The organism is Rathayibacter sp. Leaf296 (assembly GCF_001423045.1).
Classification (GTDB): Bacteria; Actinomycetota; Actinomycetes; order Actinomycetales; family Microbacteriaceae; genus Rathayibacter; species Rathayibacter caricis.
This window is the reverse complement of sequence record NZ_LMNR01000003.1, coordinates 332090-349140: the sequence shown is the minus strand read 5'-3', so window position 1 is coordinate 349140 and position 17051 is coordinate 332090. Positions and strand designations below refer to the sequence as shown.

Genomic DNA, 17051 nt, shown 5'->3' with positions numbered 1-17051 from the left:
GCAGCGGGGCGGTGCCGGCCCTGCCCGGCTCCCTCCGCGCTTCTCCAGAAGTTGCGGTGACCGCTCGCACTTCCCGCAACTTCTGAAGAAGTGGCGTGGCACCTCCTCCGCGCTCCTCCAGAAGTTGCGGTGACCGCGCACGCTTCCCGCAACTTCGGGAGAAGCGGCGCCGGCGCCGCACCCGAAACACGATCGCAACACCGGGGTCACGCCCGCGACACCGGCGCGTGATCGACTTCCTGTCGAACGATAGAAAGCTCGGGGCCACCGGGCCGCACGGTGCACGACCGAGAGAAGGAGCAGACCGATGAGCGCATCGACCACCTCCACCACGGCGGGCGCCCGCGCGCACGCCCGCGCCCAGGAGGGAACGCCCGCCGAGACCGGCCCGCTGCTGCCCGCGAGCCTGCACCCCGATCCGCCCGCGGGCACGACGCCGGCGGATCTGCGCTGGTCCGAGCGGATCGCCGGCGGCGGCTACGGCCACCGCGCTCTCGCCCGCGGCACGCACCTCCGTCTGACCGACGTCACCGGGGACGCCTGCGTCTCGCTCCTGCTCTACAGCGCGGTCGGCACGCACGAGCGCCTCAACGTCGCCGACACCGTCAAGGTGCAGTGGCAGGTCTACACCGGAGCGGGCCAGCTGCTCCTCAGCGATCAGGGCCGCGTGCTCGCGAGCACCGTGTCGGACGACTCCGGCCATCACGACACGATCTACGGCACCACCGCACTCGCCCGCAACGTCGAGCGCTACGGCGACGGATCGCCTCAGGGGCCCTCCCCCGCCGGTCGCGAGCTGCTGCTGCTCGGCGCCGCGAAGCACGGGCTCGGCCGGCAGGACCTCCCGCCGAGCGTCTCGTACTTCCAGGGCGTGCGGATCCGCGCGGACGGGTCCCCCGAGTACCTGGGCAGCGCCGGAGCCGGTCGCTCGGTCGTCCTCCGTCTCGAGATGCCCGCGATCGTCCTGCTGGCGAACACCGCCCATCCGCTGGACCCCCGGCCGGCCTACTCGTGCGGTCCCGTCGACGTGCTCGCCTGGCGCGGCGAACCGGCCGGCCCCGACGATCCGCTGCGCTCGGCGACCCCGGAGGGGCGCCGCGCGTTCCTGAACACCGACGACTTCCTGCAGGCGAGGGGTATCGCATGAGCACCGGCACCGACCACGGCACCGAGATCCACCGCGAGACCGTCGCCGCCCGCGCGCCCTGGTCGCGCCTGCTGCGGGCGGGCGAGGTCCTCGTGATCGTCGACGTCGACGGCAACCAGGCTGTCGACTTCCTCGCCTACGACGCCGAGGACCGCACCGCCTACTCGGCCGCCGCCACGCTGCAGGCCCAGTCGAGCGTCTACCTGACGGCCGGCTCGGTGCTGCGTGACGCCGAGCACCGCCCGCTGCTGAGAGTGCTCGCGACCGACGTCGAGCGCCACGACACCCTCGGCGGCGCCTGCTCGAAGGAGAGCAACACGCTCCGCTACGGCTTCCACACCTACTCCCAGCACGCGTGCGCCGAGAACTTCGTCGCCGAGCTCTCGCGGCACGGGATGGGGAAGCGCAACCAGGTGTCGAACGTGAACTGGTTCATGAACGTGCCCGTCGACCCCGACGGCGCTCTCGGCATCGTCGACGGCATCTCCTCCCCCGGTCTCAGCGTGACGCTGCGCGCCGAGCGCGACACCCTCGTGGTGGTCTCGAACTGCCCGCAGATCAACAATCCCTGCAACGGCTTCGACCCCTCGCGCGCCGAGATGATCGTCTTCGACGGAGTGGCCGCACGATGACCTTCGACACTCTCCTCGTCGCCAATCGCGGCGAGATCGCGGTCCGGATCCTGCGCACGGCGAAGCGGATGGGCCTGCGCACCGTCGCGGTCCACTCCGACGCCGACCTCGGCGCCGCGCACGTCGCGCTCGCCGACGAGGCCGTGCGGATCGGTCCGGCCGCCGCGAGCGAGAGCTACTTGCGGATCGACCGGATCCTCGAGGCCGCGCGCGCGACCGGCGCCGGTGCGATCCATCCCGGCTACGGCTTCCTCAGCGAGAACGCCGAGTTCGCGCGCGCCTGCGAGGCCGCGAGCATCGTCTTCGTCGGCCCGACCCCCGAGCAGCTGGAGATCTTCGGCGCGAAGCACACCGCCCGTGACGCGGCCGAGCGCGCCGGGGTGCCGATGCTCGCGGGCACGGGGCTCCTGGACGACGCCGACCACGCGGCTGCGGAGGCCGCTCGGATCGGCTACCCCGTGATGCTCAAGGCGACGGCGGGAGGCGGCGGCATCGGCATGCGCGCCTGCCGCGACGAGTCCGAGCTGCGCACCGCGTGGCGCGAGGTGCGGCGTCTCGCCGAGGCCGGCTTCTCCTCGGCCGGCGTGTTCCTCGAGCGGCTCGTGGAGCGGGCCCGCCACGTCGAGGTGCAGGTGTTCGGCGACGGCACCGGCCGCGTGCTCACCCTCGGCGACCGCGACTGCTCGCTCCAGCGCCGCAACCAGAAGGTGATCGAGGAGAGCCCCGCCCCCGATCTGCCCGACTCCGTCCGCACGGGCATCGCGGAGGCGTCGGCGCGGCTCTGCGCCGACGCGGGCTACCGCAGCGCCGGCACCGTCGAGTACATCTACGACCCGGTGCGGCAGGAGGCGGCGTTCCTCGAGGTCAACACGCGCCTGCAGGTCGAGCACCCGGTGACCGAGGCGCGCTACGGGATCGACCTGGTCGAGTGGATGCTGCGGCTCGCGCAGGGCGAGACCGCGTTCCTCGACACGCTTCCCGAACCCTCCGGAGCGGCGGTCGAGGCGCGCGTCTACGCCGAGAACCCCGACCTGGGCAATGCGCCGAGCTCGGGCACGGTCACCGCCCTCGAGTACCCGGCGGGCGCGCGGATCGACGGCTGGATCCGCCCCGGCAGCGAGGTCTCGACAGCGTACGACCCGCTCCTGGCGAAGGTGATCGTGCACGCCGAGGACCGCGCTGCGGCCTGGGCGGCGCTCGGCGAGGCGCTCGAGGGCACCCGGGTCGACGGGATCGCGACGAACACCGGCCTCCTGCGCGCGATCGCCGCCGAGCCCGCCGTCCTCGCCGCGGAGCACTCGACCGCGACGCTCGACGGGATCCGCGACGCGACTCCGCGGCTCGAAGTGCTCAAGGGCGGCATGCTCACCACGGTGCAGGACCTACCGGGACGCCTCGGCTACTGGCCGGTCGGCATCCCGCCGTCGGGGCCGATGGACGCGCTGTCGTTCCGGCTCGGCAACGAGGCGCTCGGCAACCCGGCCGCGGCCCCCGGACTCGAGATCACGATGAGCGGGCCGACCCTTCGCTTCCACAGCGCGGCGCGGATCGTGCTGACCGGCGCCCCCGCTCCGGCGACGCTCGACGGCGCGCCCGTCGCCCAGTGGGAGCCGGTCGACGTGCCCGCCGGCGGCGTGCTCGCCGTCGGCACGGCCGAGCGCGGCATGCGGATGTACCTCCTAGTCGAGGGAGGCCTCGACGTGCCGCTGATCCTCGGATCGGCCAGCACCTTCGACCTCGGCGCGATCGGCGGACACGCCGGACGCGCCCTCGCGCCGGGCGACGTCCTCGGGATCCGGACGCCCGCGACGCCGCACCACGTCGCTCCGGTGCCGCCCGCAGCGCGACCCGGGTTCCCCAGCGCGTGGACGATCGCGGCCCTCGAGGGCCCCCATGCCGCTCCGGAGTTCTTCACCGAGGACGACATGGCCGTCTTCTACGCCACCGACTGGGACGTGCACTTCAACTCCGCCCGCACCGGTGTCCGCCTCGTGGGCCCGAAGCCGCGCTGGGCCCGCTCGGACGGCGGCGAGGCGGGGCTGCATCCCTCCAACATCCACGACACCCCGTACGCGGTCGGCGCGGTCGACTACACGGGCGACCTGCCGATCCTGCTGGGCCCCGACGGGCCGAGCCTGGGCGGCTTCACCTGCCCCGCGACCGTGGCGACCGGGCACCTGTGGCGGCTCGGGCAGCTCCGGCCCGGCGACACCGTGCGCTTCGTCCCCGTCACCTCCGCTCAAGCGACGGCACTCCTGGACGCGCCGCTGGACGTGCCGTCCGCGGGACGGGCGCCGGTCGAGGACGAGGGCGTCCTGCACCGCCTGCCCGAGCGCGAGGGCGCCCCGTCGGTGGTGCTGCGGCGCAGCGGAGACGCGAACCTCCTCGTCGAGATCGGCGAGATGAGCCTCGAGATCGCCTCCCGCATGCGGGTGCACGCGATCGCCGAGACGCTCGAAGCGGCGGGACTGCCCGGTGTGATCGAGCTGACTCCGGGCATCCGCTCGCTGCAGGTCCACTTCGACCCCCGCACCACGAGCACCGAGGCGGTCGCGCAGGCGGTCCTCGCCGCGGAGGCGGTGCTGCCGGCCACCGCGGACCTGCGGGTCTCGAGTCGCACCGTGCACCTCCCGCTGGCGTGGGACGACCCGTCCACGCGCGAGGCGATCCGCCGCTACATGGCCGGGGTCCGCGACGACGCTCCGTGGTGCCCGTGGAACATCGAGTTCATCCGCCGCATCAACGGCCTCGACAGCGTCGACGACGTGTACCGGACGGTGTTCGAGGCCGAGTACCTGGTGCTGGGGCTCGGCGACGTCTACCTCGGCGCGCCGGTCGCGACTCCGCTCGACCCCCGGCACCGCCTCGTGACGACCAAGTACAACCCGGCGCGCACCTGGACCCCGCAGAACGCGGTCGGCATCGGCGGCGCCTACCTCTGCATCTACGGGATGGAAGGCCCGGGCGGCTACCAGTTCGTCGGCCGCACCGTGCCGATCTGGTCGACTCACCACCAGGCCGGGGCGTTCGAGGAGGGCGTGCCGTGGCTGCTGCGGTTCTTCGACCGCATCCGCTGGTACCCGGTCGAGCCGGAGGAGCTGCTCGAGCTGCGTGCGGAGATGGCCGCGGGACGCCTGCCGCTGCGGATCGAGGAGGGCGAGTTCTCGCTCGCCGAGTACGAGGAGTTCCTCGCGGAGAACGCGTCGGAGATCGCGGAGTTCCGCGCGGGCCAGGCCTCGGCGTTCGGTGCCGAGCGCGACGCGTGGCGGGCGTCGGGCGAGTTCGACCGCGAGGACGCGGTGCCGGCTCCGGTCGACGGACCGGCGGTCGTGGTGCCCGAGGGCTGCGAGGCGGTGGAGGCGCCGTTCGTCGCGACGGTGTTCCGGCTCGACGTGGCGGTCGGCGATCTCGTCGAGGCCGGTCAGACGCTCGTCGCCCTCGAGGCGATGAAGATGGAGGCGCCCGTCACCGCGCCGACGGCCGGTCGCGTGGTCGAAGTCGTCGCCGAGGTGGGCGTCCAGGTGACGGCGGGTGCCGTGCTCGTCGTTCTCGAACCCCTGATCGAGGAGGAGGCGGCGTGATCCAGGACACCGCGGCGCACGTCGCCGAGCGCTACGAGCGGCTGCGCTCGCGACCCGAGGCGTTCATCGCGCTACGACCGCAGGCCGACGTGGTGGCCGAACTGGCAGCGGTCGATCCGGCGCTGCCGCTCGCCGGGCTGCTCTTCGCGGTGAAGGGCAACATCGACGTCGCGGGCCTGGCGACGACCGCGGCGTGCCCGGCCTTCGCCTACGAGCCCGCCGAGGACGCGACGACGGTGGCGCGGCTGCGCGCGGCCGGAGCGGTCGTCCTCGGCTCCACCAATCTCGACCAGTTCGCGACCGGGCTCGTCGGCAGCCGCTCCCCCTACGGGGCGGTGCGGCACGCGGTCGACGAGACGCGCATCTCCGGAGGCTCGTCCTCGGGCTCCTCCGTCGCGGTCGCGCTGGGTGCTGCCGACTTCGCGCTCGGAACCGACACCGCGGGCTCCGGACGCGTGCCCGCCGCGTTCCACGGGCTCGTGGGGCTGAAGCCGACGAAGGGCTGGGTGAGCGCTGCGGGCGTCGTACCGGCCTGCCGGAGCCTGGACGTCGTGACGGTGATGGCGGCCGACCCCGCCGTCGCACGGCGGGCGCTCGACGTGATGGCGGGGCCGGACGCCCGCGACCCGCTCAGCCGCTCCGGATCCACGGCTCCGGTCACCGGGACCCCGCGGATCGGCGTGCCGCTGCCGGGGCAGCTCGGCGAGCTGGCCCCCGGCTGGGCCGGGGCCTTCGACGCGGAGGTCGCGCGCTGGGTCGCGACGGGGGCCGAGGTGGTCCCCGTGGACATCGAGGTGTTCCTCGAGACCGCTCGGATGCTCTACGACGGCGCGTTCGTCGCCGAGCGCTACGCCGCCGTCGGCGCCTTCGTCGACGCGCACCCGGACGAGGTCGACCCGACCGTGGGCCGCATCATCGGCGCGGCGCGGGAGCTGCCGGCGTGGAAGCTCTTCCAGGACCAGGAGCGCCTGGACCGGGCGCGCGTCGTCTCGGACCAGGTGTTCGAGCGGATCGACGCGCTGCTGCTGCCGACGACGGTCGAGCACCCGACGCTCGCGGCCGTGGCCGCGGATCCGATCGGCGTCAACTCGCGCCTCGGCCGCTTCACGAACTCCGCCAACCTGCTCGATCTGGCGGCCGTGGCCTACCCCGCCGGCCTCGTCGACGGGCTCCCGTTCGGCGTCCAGCTCATCGGACCCGCCTTCTCCGACCACCGACTCGCCGACCTCGTCTGGAACCGCTCATGACCGTCCTCCTCGCCGTCGCCGGCGCCCACCTCGGCGGGCAGCCGCTGAACGCGCAGCTCACCGATCGAGGCGCCGAGCTCGTCTCGACGACCACGACGAGCCCCGACTACCGGCTGGTCGCGCTCGCGACGACGCCGCCGAAGCCCGGAGTGGTGCGGGTCGCCGACGGCGGTGCGGCGCTCGAGGTCGAAGTGTGGCGCCTCGACGACGCCGGCTTCGGCTCGTTCGTCGCCGCTCTGCCTCAGCCGATGGCGATCGGGAAGGTGACGCTCGCCGACGGGACGCTCGTCAGCGGGTTCCTGGTCGAGCCGATCGTGGTCGAGGGCGCCGAGGACATCACCCGTTTCGGCGGGTGGCGCTCGTACCTCGCGTCGCTCTGAGGCCCTCGTCGACCTGCCGCGCATCGGGGGCGAGGCGGGACCCCTACCGCGCCCGGACGGTGTAGATCGCCCCGGTCGTCACGCCCTCCTCGATGGCCTCCAGGGTGCGCCCTCGCGTCTCCGGAACCTGGGTCGCCACGAAGAGCAGGACGACCGCTCCGATGCCCGCGAAGACGAAGAACGTCCCCGATATCCCGATCGCCTCGACGACGCTCGGGAACCACAGGCCGAGGACCGCGTTCGCAATCCAGCCCCAGAAGACGGCCAGTCCGATCGCGAAACCGCGGAGGAACAGCGGGAAGATCTCGGCCAGCATCACCCAGATCGCGATGTTGAGGAAGGTCTGCATCGACCCGACGAAGAGCACCACGAGCAGCAGGATCACGAACGGCCGCGCAGGGTTGCCGACGGGCAGCGCGATCGACGCGATCCCGATCAGGAGATGCATGGTGGTGGTGAGGGAGAAGCCGACGATGAGTGTCGTGCGCCGGTTGATCCTCTGCATCAGGGAGAGCCCGATGATGCCGCCGATGACCGAGATGACCCCCGGTGCGATGTTCGCGATCAGCGCGGATCCCTGATCGAAGCCGGCTTCGGTGAGCACCGACTGCCCGTAGTACATGATCGAGTTGATGCCGGTGAGCTGCTGACCCAGTGAGATGCCGATCCCGATGAGCACGATCCGGAGGATCCACTTGTCCTTCAGGGATCGCCAACCGCCCTGCGGCCGAGCGGATTCGGCCTGCGCGGACCTCTCGATCTCGTCGAGCTCGGCCTGTGCGCGCTCCGGGCTGCGGACCGTGGTCAGGACGGCGAGGGCGTCCTCACCGCGTCCCTTCGAGAGGAGCCAGCGCGGCGACTCCGGAACGCGCATCATGCCGATCAGGAGACCGGCCGCGGGGAGCGCGCTCACCGCGAGCATGTAGCGCCAGACGCTGCCGTGGTCGGCCCAGACGGTGCCGATGATCGCGTTCACGACGAAGGCCGAGAGCTGGCCGACCACGATCATCAGCTCGTTGCGCCCCGCGACGGCACCGCGGATCTCGTACGGCGCGAGCTCGGACAGGAACACCGGCACCACGACCGACGCGCCGCCGACGGCGAGCCCGAGCACGGAGCGCCCGACGACCATGACCCCGAGGTTCGGCGCGACCACGCAGATCAGGGCGCCCCCGATGAACATCACGGCGAGCAGGATGATCGTCCGGCGTCTCCCCCAGCTGTCCGAGAGCCGCCCGCCGAGCAGGGCGCCGACAGCGGCGCCGAGGAGCAGGGAGCTGGTCACGACGCCCTCGGTGAAGGTCGTGAGGCCGAGCTCGGCGGCCATCGGCTCGAGAGCGCCGTTGATGACTCCGGTGTCGTAGCCGAAGAGCAGGCCGCCGAGCGTCGCGATCATGGCCACGATGCCGAGCCGGCGGCTGTGGGGGCCGGCGGTGAGGGGCGGCAGCGCCTGGGAGGGACGGGTGGATGCGGTCATGGGACTCCTTCGTCGGGTGGCCGATGATTCTTCGGTGAACCGGCCAGCATGTAGTTATGTGCTGACATGGATACGGTACGCCTTCGAGTCCGCCGAGGTGAGGCCGCGCATCCGGGAGCGGCCCTTCCCTCCGGCCGCCCGGGTCGGGCACGGTGGACCGCGTGACCGAGATCCTCCGCCTCGCCGCCTTCCCCGCGACCCCCGACGGCGGCAACCCCGCCGGCGTCGTGCTCGACGCGACCGCCCTCGACGACGCCGCGATGCAGGGCGTCGCCACGGACGTCGGCTACGCCGAGACCGCCTTCGCGATCGAGCGCACCGGGCCGCGGCGGTTCCGGATGCGCTACTTCTCGCCGGTCGCCGAGGTGCCGTTCTGCGGCCACGCGACCATCGCGACGGCGGTCGCTCTTTCCGAGCGCGACGGAGCCGGGGCGTTCGTCTTCGACACCCCCGTCGGCGAGGTCGCGATCGGGACGCGCGTCGAGGGCGGCGCCGTGCTCGCCTCGTTCACGAGCGTCGAGCCGCGGGTCGTCCCGCTGCCGGACGCCGACATCGACGCGATCCTGCGGCTCCTGGGCCTGGATCGGGTGGCGCTGGATGCGCGGTTCGCGCCGGCCGAGTCGTTCGCGGGCAACCGGCATCCGATCCTCGTGCTCGAGGGCGCGGCGGTCTTCGACGGGTTCTCGTTCGAGCCGGCGGCGATGCGCTCGCTGATGGACTCGCGCGGCTGGAGCGGCACGGTCACGATCGCGCGGGCCCTGCCCGACGGCGCGTTCGAGACGCGCAACCTGTTCCCCGTCGGCACCCTCTCGGAGGACCCCGCCACCGGCTCCGCGGCCGCCGCGCTCGGCGGCTGGCTGCGCGCGATCGGCGCGGTCGCGCCTCCCACCCGCGTCGTCGTGCACCAGGGCCGCCACGTCGGACGGCCGAGCGTGCTGCTCGTCGACGTACCCGCCTCCGGAGGGATCACGGTGAGCGGGAGCGCGCACGCGATCGAGGCGCCGCCCGCTCGCTGAGGCGCCGCCCGGAGCGGGCGCCCCGGCCCTAGGGTGAGCGGCATGCCGAACCCGCGGCGCCCCTCGAGGAAGGCCCCGCCGTGGTCCCCGACATCAATCCCTGGGCCGTCGCCCTCGCCACCCTCTCGACGGTGATCGTCGGCTCGGTCTGGTACACCCCGAAGGTCTTCGGCACGCTCTGGATGCGCCTCACCGGCATCACCGACGAGAGCATGCGCTCGCGCAGCGCGGTGGTGCCGATCCTGGTGACCCTGGTCGTCAGCCTCGTCACCGCACTGGTGCTGGCCGGCTGCGTCGACATCGCGCACGCCTTCTACGGCGGAAGCTGGTTCGCGAACTCCCTGGTCACCGGTCTGTTCCTCTTCGTCGGCTTCACCGCGGCCCGGATGATCACCCACGACGCCTTCGAGGGCCGCCCCGCGAAGCTCACGATCCTCAACGTCACGCACGAGCTCGTGACGATCCTGGTGATGTCGGTGATCATCGGCCTGCTGCCGGCATGATCAGCGCGCGCTCAGCTGCCCGGAACGGCTGCCGACACGCCGCGAGAACGCGCCTTCCCGGGCGACTCGGCGCGCAGGCCGGGGTGGTCACCGCGATGGTGCTCGCGCTGGCGGGCTGCGCGCCCGGCCTCTCGACCCCGGCGACGGATGCTTGCACCGCTCACGCGGGCTGGGTGAGCGGAGGGGCGCTCGAGGAACGGCGCGAGCGCATCGTCGAGACTGTCGCCGAGCTGCTGACGGGCGAGGATCCGGCCGAGCTCCGGAGCGCGTCGGCCGCGATGACGGCGGCGCTCGGATCGGGTGACGAGGCCGGCTTCACCGACGCGTCGGAGGCCTTCGCGGACGCGTGCGGTGAGAACGGGTGGGAGCCCGTCGAGGGCTGACGCGGGCCGTCGGTGGACGTGGGTCCGAGATACCGGTGCACGGCTACTCGACCAGCACGGGGGCCTTGCTGATCGAGTAGGCCGCGCAGCGGCCGTATCGAGATCCCCCTCCCGAGCTGCCGGCGCGACCCCCGTTCTCACCCCGCGCGCCGCAGCACCAGGCGCGCCGTGACTCCGCCGCCCGGGGTGTCGAGCAGCTCGATGGTGCCGGAGTCGTGCTCGACGACCTGCCGCGCGATCGCGAGGCCGAGGCCGGAGCCGTCGGGGGTCGCGCTCCAGAAGCGGTCGAACGCGCGGGCGCGGTCGGCGGCGCTCATCCCCGGACCCGTGTCGGCGATCTCGACGACCAGCTCCTGGCCGCGCTCGGCCACATGCAGGTGCACCCGACCCGCGCCCGCGTGCAGCGCGTTGTCGACGAGGTTGTCGACCGCCTGCTCGAGGTGCCCCGGGGTCAGGAGCGCCCGCGGGGTGCTGCGGGGTGCCGACAGCACGAGCTCGGCGCCCGCGTCGTCGGCCGCCGCGGCCCAGAACGTCGCCCGCTCCCTCAGCAGGGCCGACACGTCGACGGGCTCGCGCGGCCGGGTGGGCGCCTGGCTCCGCGCGAGCACGAGGAGGTCCGAGACGAGGCGGCCGAGCCGGCCCGCCTCGGCGAGCGCCCGGTCGACGGCGGCACGGTCGCCGGGCGAATCGAGCCGGTGGTGCAGGTTGTCGAGGCTCAGGCGCAGCGCGGTGAGCGGGGTGCGGAGCTGGTGCGAGGCATCGGCCGTGAACGCCTGCTGCGCGGCGAGCAGCACGCCGATCCGGTGCGCCCCGTCGTTGAGCGTCTCGGCCAGGCGCCGCGTCTCGGCGGGCCCGACCGTCGCCGGGTCGAGACGGGCGTCGAAGTCGCCGTGCGACATCCGCCCCGCCATCGCGTCGAGCAGGCGGAGGGGGCGCAGGAGCGACCTCGCGATGAGGGCGCTCGCGAGGACCGCCAGCCCCAGCACCGCGAGTCCGACGGCTCCGCGGAACAGCCAGATCGCCTGCAGCTGCTCGTCGACGGGCGCCGTGGGCAGGGTCAGCCGCACGGCGCCGTCCACGACTCCGGCGTCGGTCGTGGCCGGCACGGTCACCTGGAGTCCCGGCTCGCCGAGCACCGAGTCCTCGCGCGTGCGCACGCGCTCCTCCCCCGTCAGCGCCGCCGAGAAATCGGAGTCGTCCGCCCCCTCGACCGCGCGGCCGAGTGCCGGTGCGCCGTCGGGCGAGAGCAGCTCGACCCGGCCGTCGGTCTGCGCCTCGAGCTCGGCGCGCAGCCGCACCAGTGCCAGCTCGGCGCCCTCGGCGGTCTCCTCGTCGGCCTCCGTCGCGGTCGAGAGCAGCACGGCGATGGTCCGCGCCTCCCGGAGCGCCACCTCGCGCTGGTCGTCGCGCAGGACCCGGTCGAGGTCGAGCGCCACCGGCACGGTGAAGACGGCCAGGGCGAGAGTCACCAGCACGACGCACGCGGCGATCAGCCGGCGGCGCATCAGGGCCGCTCCAGGCGGAAGCCCACTCCGCGCACGGTCGTGATCACCGCGGCGCCGGCGAGCTTCTGCCGCAGGGTCGACACGTGCACGTCGAGCGTCCGCGTGGATCCGAACCAGTGGCTGTCCCAGACCTCGTCGATCAGCGACTCGCGGGTGAGCACCGCGCCCACCGCGCCGGCGAGCGCGACGAGCAGGTCGAACTCCTTGGGAGCGAGCGCCAGCTCCTCGTCGTCGCGGTGCACGCGGCGGGCGGCGACGTCGATCGCGAGCGGCCCGAGCGCGATCACCGGGCGGGCGGGCGTCTCCCGGTCGAGAACCGCATGACGCCTCGTCACCGCCCGGATCCGCGCAACGATCTCGCGCACCCCGAACGGCTTCGCGACGTAGTCGTCGGCGCCGACCTCGAGCCCCGCGACCGTGTCGATCTCGTCGCCGCGGGCGGTGATCACGATGATCGGCAGGTCGGAGCGGGCGCGCAGGCTGCGGCAGACGTCGAGCCCGTCCATATCCGGCAGCCCGAGGTCGAGCAGCACGACGTCCGGGGCGTCGGCGGCGAGCGCCTCGGCCCCGGTCGTCACCCAGTCGACCTCGAACCCGAAGCGCTCGAGCCCCTCCCGGAGGGACTGCGCGATCGAGGGGTCGTCTTCCACGAGCAGAACGAGCACGCTCGAGGGTCCCATCGCCGCCTGAGGAGGAGCGGTCACGCCGCTGCGGGCTCCTTCGAGGAGTGGTGCTCGACGATCAGCCACTCACCGTCGACCTGCTCGTAGACGAAGGTGAAGCGCGCGGGCACCACGTCGCCGCTCGCGCCCATCGTGAACGTGTAGAGCCCGGAGTGGGACACCGTGCCGTCGCCGAGGTCGCGCACGACGCTCTCGGTGATCACGCCCTGCGGCTCGTTGTCGAGGAACATGTCGAAGTAGCCCAGGCGCTCCTCCGGGGTGTCGTGCACCCCGGGCGAGACGGTGGGGAGGAGGACCGCGTCCTGGGCGTAGAAGGCGTTCACCGCCTCCGGGTCGCCCGTCGCGAGCGCGGCGTTCCACTCGTCGAACAGGCCCTGCACCTCGGAGTCGGAGGGTGTCGCGAGCACCGGAGCCGAGGCCGCGACGGCTCCGGAGGTGCAGCCGGTGAGGGCGAGGATCGCCGCCGCGGGAACGGCGAGCAGCGGGAGGGCGGTACGGGTGCGGAGTGTCATGAGGGGGTCCTCGAGGTCGTGACCCGGGGGTTCCGGATCGAGCGGTCATCGGTGCAACCACTGTCTCGACCGGCCCGTCAGCGCTGCGTCAGGGGAGCGTCAGGGCGGGGGCAGGGTTCGGGACGGACCTCGGCGGGGGCGGGTCTCGAGACGCCGCTGCGCGGCTGCACGACCAGCGAGAGGGCCTGGTGAGGCGAGTGGTCGCCGGACGGGGGCTGCCGCCTTCGTGGGCCCCGCTTCGGGTCGACTCCGTGAGCGCTGATGGTGCGAGTGGTCGCTGGACGGGGCCTGCCAGGGCGGGGAGCGCCGTTTCGCGACCATTCGCATCCTGCACGGGGCAGGGGAGATCGAGGTTCTGAAGGACGTGGATCTCGATACGCCGCTGCGCGGCTACTCGACCAGCAAGGACTGGCGAGGCCCTTACTGCTGATCGAGTAGGCCGCCCCGCGGCCGTATCGAGATCCACCCCCTTCCTCCAGCCCCCGCACCCACGACGAGACGTCCCCGTGCCGTCGACACGTCCCGCTGCTGCGGGCTGTCTCGACGGTCCGAGGACGTCTCGTGTGGGGCGGGTCTCGATACGCCGCTGCGCGGCTACTCGACCAGCAGAAGAGTGCTTGCTGATCGAGTAGGCCGCGCGGCGGCCGTATCGAGATCCACCTCACTTCTTGCGGCGGGGGCCCTTCTCGACGGTGCGGATACCGGTCGTCCCCGTCACCTGGTTCACGCCCGTGGTGTCGATGTCGGTCGGGCGCTCGCCCGGGCGGTAGGCGGTGTCGACCGCCGACTGCACCGACTCGTCGACGACCGTCGCCGCGGCGATCGCCCTCTCCATCCGGCTCTGGCGCGAGCGGAGGTAGAGGCCGAGCGCGATGATCACGATCAGCGCGAGGTACGCGAAGGCGGCGAACGGGCGGGTGACCAGCGCGGTCAGGTCGCCCTGCGAGAGCTGCAGCGCCCGGCGCAGCTGCGCCTCCGCCATCGGGCCCAGGATCAGCCCGATCACGAGCGGCGCCACCGGGTAGCCGAAGCGGCGGAGGAAGTAGCCCACCACTCCCACGACCAGCAGGATCACGATGTCGACCGTCGAGAAGTTGACGGCGTACGCGCCCAGCACCGCGAAGGTCAGGATGCCCGCGTAGAGATACGGACGCGGGATCTGCAGCAGCTTCACCCACATGCCCACCAGCGGCAGGTTGAGCACCAGCAGCATCACGTTGCCGATGTAGAGGCTCGCGATCAGCGCCCAGACGAGTCCCGGCTGGTTGGTGAACAGCTGCGGTCCGGGCTGGATGCCGTAGCTCTGGAACGCCGAGAGGATGATCGCGGCGGTCGCGGTCGTCGGCAGGCCCAGTGTCAGCAGCGGCACGAGCACGCCCGCCGCCGCCGCGTTGTTCGCCGACTCCGGACCGGCCACGCCCTCGATCGCCCCGCGACCGAACTCGTGCTTGTGCTTCGAGAGCTTGCGCTCGGTCGCGTACGACAGGAACGTCGCCACATCCGCACCGCCGGCCGGGATCGTGCCGATCGGGAAGCCGATCGCGGTGCCGCGCAGCCACGGCTTCCACGAGCGCTTCCAGTCGTCGCGGGTCATCCAGCTGCGCCATCCGCGGGTCACGGGGATCACCTGGATGCCGCCGTGCCGCATCCGGGACGCCACGTAGAGCGTCTCGCCGACCGCGAAGAGACCGACCGCCACGAGCACCACGTCGATGCCGTCGGCCAGCGGGAGCAGTCCGAACGTGTAGCGCTGCTGGCCCGAGAGGATCTCGGTGCCGACCAGGCCCACGAACAGGCCCAGGCCCAGCGAGCTGAGACCGCGCCAGACGGAGGAGCCCAGCAGGGCGCCCACGGTGATGAACGCGATGACCATCAGGGCCACGTAGTCGGCGGGAGCGAGGTTCACGGCCCAGGCCGCGATGGTCGGGGCGAGGAGGGTCAGCAGCACCGTGGCGACGGTGCCGGCGACGAACGAGCCGAGGGCCGCCGTGGCGAGGGCCGCGGCTCCGCGCCCCATCTTCGCCATCTTGTTGCCCTCGAGCGCGGTGACGATCGAGGCCGACTCCCCCGGCGTGTTCAGCAGGATGCTCGTGGTCGAGCCGCCGTACATGCCGCCGTAGTAGATGCCGGCGAAGGTGATCAGCGCCGCGGTGGGGTCGAGCGTGTAGGTCAGGGGCAGCAGCAGCGCCACCGTCATGGCCGGGCCGATGCCGGGCAGCACGCCGACGGCGGTGCCGACCAGCACGCCCAGGAACGCGAAGATCAGGTACTCCGGCTGCGCGGCGATCGCGAAGCCCTCGAGCAGTGCCGAGATGTTGTCCACGTCAGCCTCCGATCGCGTCGAGGAGGGGCTGCAGCCAGCCCAGGAGCGGACCCAGCGGCAGCGAGAGCCCGAGCAGACCGCCGAAGACGATCTGCACGACCAGGCCCAGTGCCAGGCCGACGAGGATCGCGACCCACCACTTCTTCGCGCCCAGCGACCAGGCCACTCCGCCGAAGAGCACGGCCGCGGCGAGCGCCCAGCCGATCAGGTCGACGAGGACGATGTGCGCGATGACGAAGGCGACGAGCTTGCCGAGGGTGACCCAGTCCGTCGTCGCGGCGGAGTCGATGTCCTCGCCCTCCTCCTGCGGACCGAGGCGGCCGCGGAGGACGTCGATCAGCACCATGACCGCCGAGAAAGTGAGGATGCCGCTGACCAGGAACGGGAAGACCCGCGGCCCGACCTGCGAGCCGGCGCCGGGGGCGCGGATCGAGAACGCGCCGACGAAGACGAAGATCCCGAGGGCGACGGCGAGCACCGCGAAGACCAGCTCGCCGATCAGGCGGCCCCGGTCGGCGCGGGCCGCATCCGTCCCCGGGGCCACCGGAGGAGCGGAGGTCGACATCAGTCGACCAGCCCGATGTTCTTCAGCGTGGCGCCGACCTCGGTGATGTCGCTCTCGAGGAAGTCGCCGAACTCGTCGCCGGTGAGGAACGCGTCGGTCCAGCCGCGGGTCGCGAGCTCCTCGGTCCACGCCTCGGTGCCGTGCAGCTCGGTGACGAGGTCCGTGAGGGCCGCGGTCTCCTCCTCCGTGATGCCGGAGGGGGCGAGCACGCCGCGCCAGTTGGTGAGGGTCACGTCGTAGCCGGCCTCGGTCATGGTCTCGACGTCCGGGAGCGACTCGACGGGCTCGGCCGACGAGACGGCGAGGGCGCGCATGGTGCCCGCCTCGATGTGCTCGAGGAACTCGCCCACGCCCGAGATGCCGGCGCCCACGTTGTTGCCGAGGATCAGCGAGACGGCCTCGCCGCCGCCCGAGTTCGGGATGTAGTTCAGCTTCTCGGCGATCTCGTCGCCCGAGAGGCCGGCCGACTCGAGGAGCAGGCCCGCGAGGATGTGGTCGGCGCCGCCCGCGGAGCCGCCGGTGACGGTCACCTCCTGGCCCTTGTCGACGATGTCGTCGGCGAGGTCCTCGAGGGTCTCGTAGTCGGAGTCGGCCGGCACGACGATGACGAGCGACTCCTCGGTGAGGCGGGCGATCGGAGTCGTGTCCTCCATCCGGACGTCGGCGGCGTTGGTTTCGACCGCGCCCACCATGACGAGGCCGGTGACCATCAGGGTGTTCGGGTCCTTCTCGTTGGCGAGGGAGGCGAGGCCGACGGTGCCGCCCGCGCCGCCGACGTTGGTGACGGGGGCCGAGCCGACGAGCTCCTCGGCGGTCAGCAGCTGCGACATGGCGCGGCCGGTCTGGTCCCAGCCGCCGCCCGGGTCGGCGGGGACGATGATCTGGAGCGACTCGACGGCGCCGCCGGCGGCCGCGGGCTCGTCGGAGGCGGTCCCTCCCGACGAGCAGGCGGTGAGGGCGAGGGTCGAGGCGGCGAGCACGACGAGGAAGGGCTTGGATCGCATGGTTCTTTCTCTCCTTTGAGAACTCCCGAGTGCGAGATCGGGGTGATGCGCCGCTGCGGCGCGCGAGTCAGAACCTAATGAGAGCGATGCGGC

At 72.7% G+C, this 17051-nt stretch carries 15 protein-coding genes; 8 read left to right on the top strand and 7 right to left on the bottom strand.

What is annotated here, in order from left to right:
• The first annotated feature begins 307 nt into the window (after positions 1-307).
• The 5 genes from ASF46_RS18100 to ASF46_RS19620 are packed head-to-tail and all read left to right on the top strand — an operon-like array spanning position 308 to position 6987.
• Positions 308-1147: an urea amidolyase associated protein UAAP1 gene (locus tag ASF46_RS18100; RefSeq protein WP_056868901.1), complete on the top strand. Its 840-nt coding sequence runs from the start codon at positions 308-310 to the stop codon at positions 1145-1147.
• A complete protein-coding gene (locus tag ASF46_RS18095) occupies positions 1144-1779 on the top strand; it encodes an urea amidolyase associated protein UAAP2 (protein ID WP_056868900.1) in 636 nt (211 codons plus the stop codon). The genes ASF46_RS18100 and ASF46_RS18095 overlap by 4 nt, the downstream gene beginning before the upstream one ends.
• Complete coding sequence (uca, locus tag ASF46_RS18090) at positions 1776-5360, top strand: urea carboxylase (protein ID WP_056868899.1); 3585 nt, start codon at positions 1776-1778, stop codon at positions 5358-5360. The genes ASF46_RS18095 and uca overlap by 4 nt, the downstream gene beginning before the upstream one ends.
• Positions 5357-6607, top strand: coding sequence for an allophanate hydrolase (locus tag ASF46_RS18085; RefSeq protein ID WP_200919766.1), 1251 nt, complete (start codon positions 5357-5359; stop codon positions 6605-6607). Before uca ends, ASF46_RS18085 begins: the two co-directional genes overlap by 4 nt.
• Positions 6604-6987, top strand: a complete 384-nt coding sequence (locus ASF46_RS19620) for a hypothetical protein (protein WP_200919765.1) — start codon at positions 6604-6606, stop codon at positions 6985-6987. Before ASF46_RS18085 ends, ASF46_RS19620 begins: the two co-directional genes overlap by 4 nt.
• A gap of 43 nt (positions 6988-7030) precedes the next feature.
• On the opposite strand, the gene ASF46_RS18080 is transcribed toward ASF46_RS19620, so the two are convergent.
• On the bottom strand, positions 7031-8464 hold the full coding sequence (locus tag ASF46_RS18080) for a sugar porter family MFS transporter (RefSeq protein WP_056868898.1): 1434 nt from the start codon (positions 8462-8464) through the stop codon (positions 7031-7033).
• Between the two features lie 161 nt (positions 8465-8625).
• Here ASF46_RS18080 and ASF46_RS18075 point away from each other — a divergent pair, with 161 nt between their 5' ends.
• The 3 genes from ASF46_RS18075 (at position 8626) to ASF46_RS18065 (ending at position 10366) form a co-directional block, all read left to right on the top strand.
• A complete protein-coding gene (locus ASF46_RS18075) occupies positions 8626-9480 on the top strand; it encodes a PhzF family phenazine biosynthesis protein (RefSeq protein ID WP_056869028.1) in 855 nt (284 codons plus the stop codon).
• Positions 9481-9560: 80 nt separating this feature from the next.
• Entirely contained in the window at positions 9561-9983 is a 423-nt protein-coding gene (locus tag ASF46_RS18070) for a DUF1761 domain-containing protein (RefSeq protein ID WP_056868897.1), read from the top strand.
• A gap of 83 nt (positions 9984-10066) precedes the next feature.
• A complete protein-coding gene (locus tag ASF46_RS18065; RefSeq protein ID WP_056868896.1) occupies positions 10067-10366 on the top strand; it encodes a hypothetical protein in 300 nt (99 codons plus the stop codon).
• Positions 10367-10503: 137 nt separating this feature from the next.
• On the opposite strand, the gene ASF46_RS18060 is transcribed toward ASF46_RS18065, so the two are convergent.
• The 6 genes from ASF46_RS18060 to ASF46_RS18035 form a co-directional block, all read right to left on the bottom strand.
• The gene (locus ASF46_RS18060) at positions 10504-11871 is read right to left on the bottom strand and encodes a sensor histidine kinase (RefSeq protein WP_056868895.1); all 1368 of its coding nucleotides are present in this window, start codon (positions 11869-11871) and stop codon (positions 10504-10506) included.
• Positions 11871-12575, bottom strand: a complete 705-nt coding sequence (locus tag ASF46_RS18055; RefSeq protein WP_327205474.1) for a response regulator transcription factor — start codon at positions 12573-12575, stop codon at positions 11871-11873. Before ASF46_RS18055 ends, ASF46_RS18060 begins: the two co-directional genes overlap by 1 nt.
• A complete protein-coding gene (locus tag ASF46_RS18050) occupies positions 12572-13066 on the bottom strand; it encodes an SgcJ/EcaC family oxidoreductase (RefSeq protein ID WP_082485659.1) in 495 nt (164 codons plus the stop codon). Before ASF46_RS18050 ends, ASF46_RS18055 begins: the two co-directional genes overlap by 4 nt.
• A 661-nt stretch (positions 13067-13727) precedes the next feature.
• Positions 13728-15389, bottom strand: a complete 1662-nt coding sequence (locus ASF46_RS18045; protein ID WP_082485658.1) for a tripartite tricarboxylate transporter permease — start codon at positions 15387-15389, stop codon at positions 13728-13730.
• Position 15390: 1 nt separating this feature from the next.
• Positions 15391-15933, bottom strand: a complete 543-nt coding sequence (locus ASF46_RS18040) for a tripartite tricarboxylate transporter TctB family protein (RefSeq protein ID WP_056869025.1) — start codon at positions 15931-15933, stop codon at positions 15391-15393.
• Between the two features lie 20 nt (positions 15934-15953).
• Complete coding sequence (locus tag ASF46_RS18035) at positions 15954-16958, bottom strand: Bug family tripartite tricarboxylate transporter substrate binding protein (protein WP_056868894.1); 1005 nt, start codon at positions 16956-16958, stop codon at positions 15954-15956.
• Positions 16959-17051 lie beyond the last annotated feature (93 nt).

Bases quoted from the DNA above. Each gene is read 5' to 3' on its own strand.
- ASF46_RS18035 (WP_056868894.1), bottom strand. From the start codon at position 16,958: ATGCGATCCAAGCCCTTCCTCGTCGTGCTCGCCGCCTCGACCCTCGCC.
- ASF46_RS18100 (WP_056868901.1), top strand. From the start codon at position 308: ATGAGCGCATCGACCACCTCCACCACGGCGGGCGCCCGCGCGCACGCC.
- ASF46_RS19620 (WP_200919765.1), top strand. From the start codon at position 6,604: ATGACCGTCCTCCTCGCCGTCGCCGGCGCCCACCTCGGCGGGCAGCCG.
- ASF46_RS18050 (WP_082485659.1), bottom strand. From the start codon at position 13,066: ATGACACTCCGCACCCGTACCGCCCTCCCGCTGCTCGCCGTTCCCGCG.
- ASF46_RS18095 (WP_056868900.1), top strand. From the start codon at position 1,144: ATGAGCACCGGCACCGACCACGGCACCGAGATCCACCGCGAGACCGTC.
- ASF46_RS18080 (WP_056868898.1), bottom strand. From the start codon at position 8,464: ATGACCGCATCCACCCGTCCCTCCCAGGCGCTGCCGCCCCTCACCGCC.
- ASF46_RS18060 (WP_056868895.1), bottom strand. From the start codon at position 11,871: ATGCGCCGCCGGCTGATCGCCGCGTGCGTCGTGCTGGTGACTCTCGCC.
- uca (WP_056868899.1), top strand. From the start codon at position 1,776: ATGACCTTCGACACTCTCCTCGTCGCCAATCGCGGCGAGATCGCGGTC.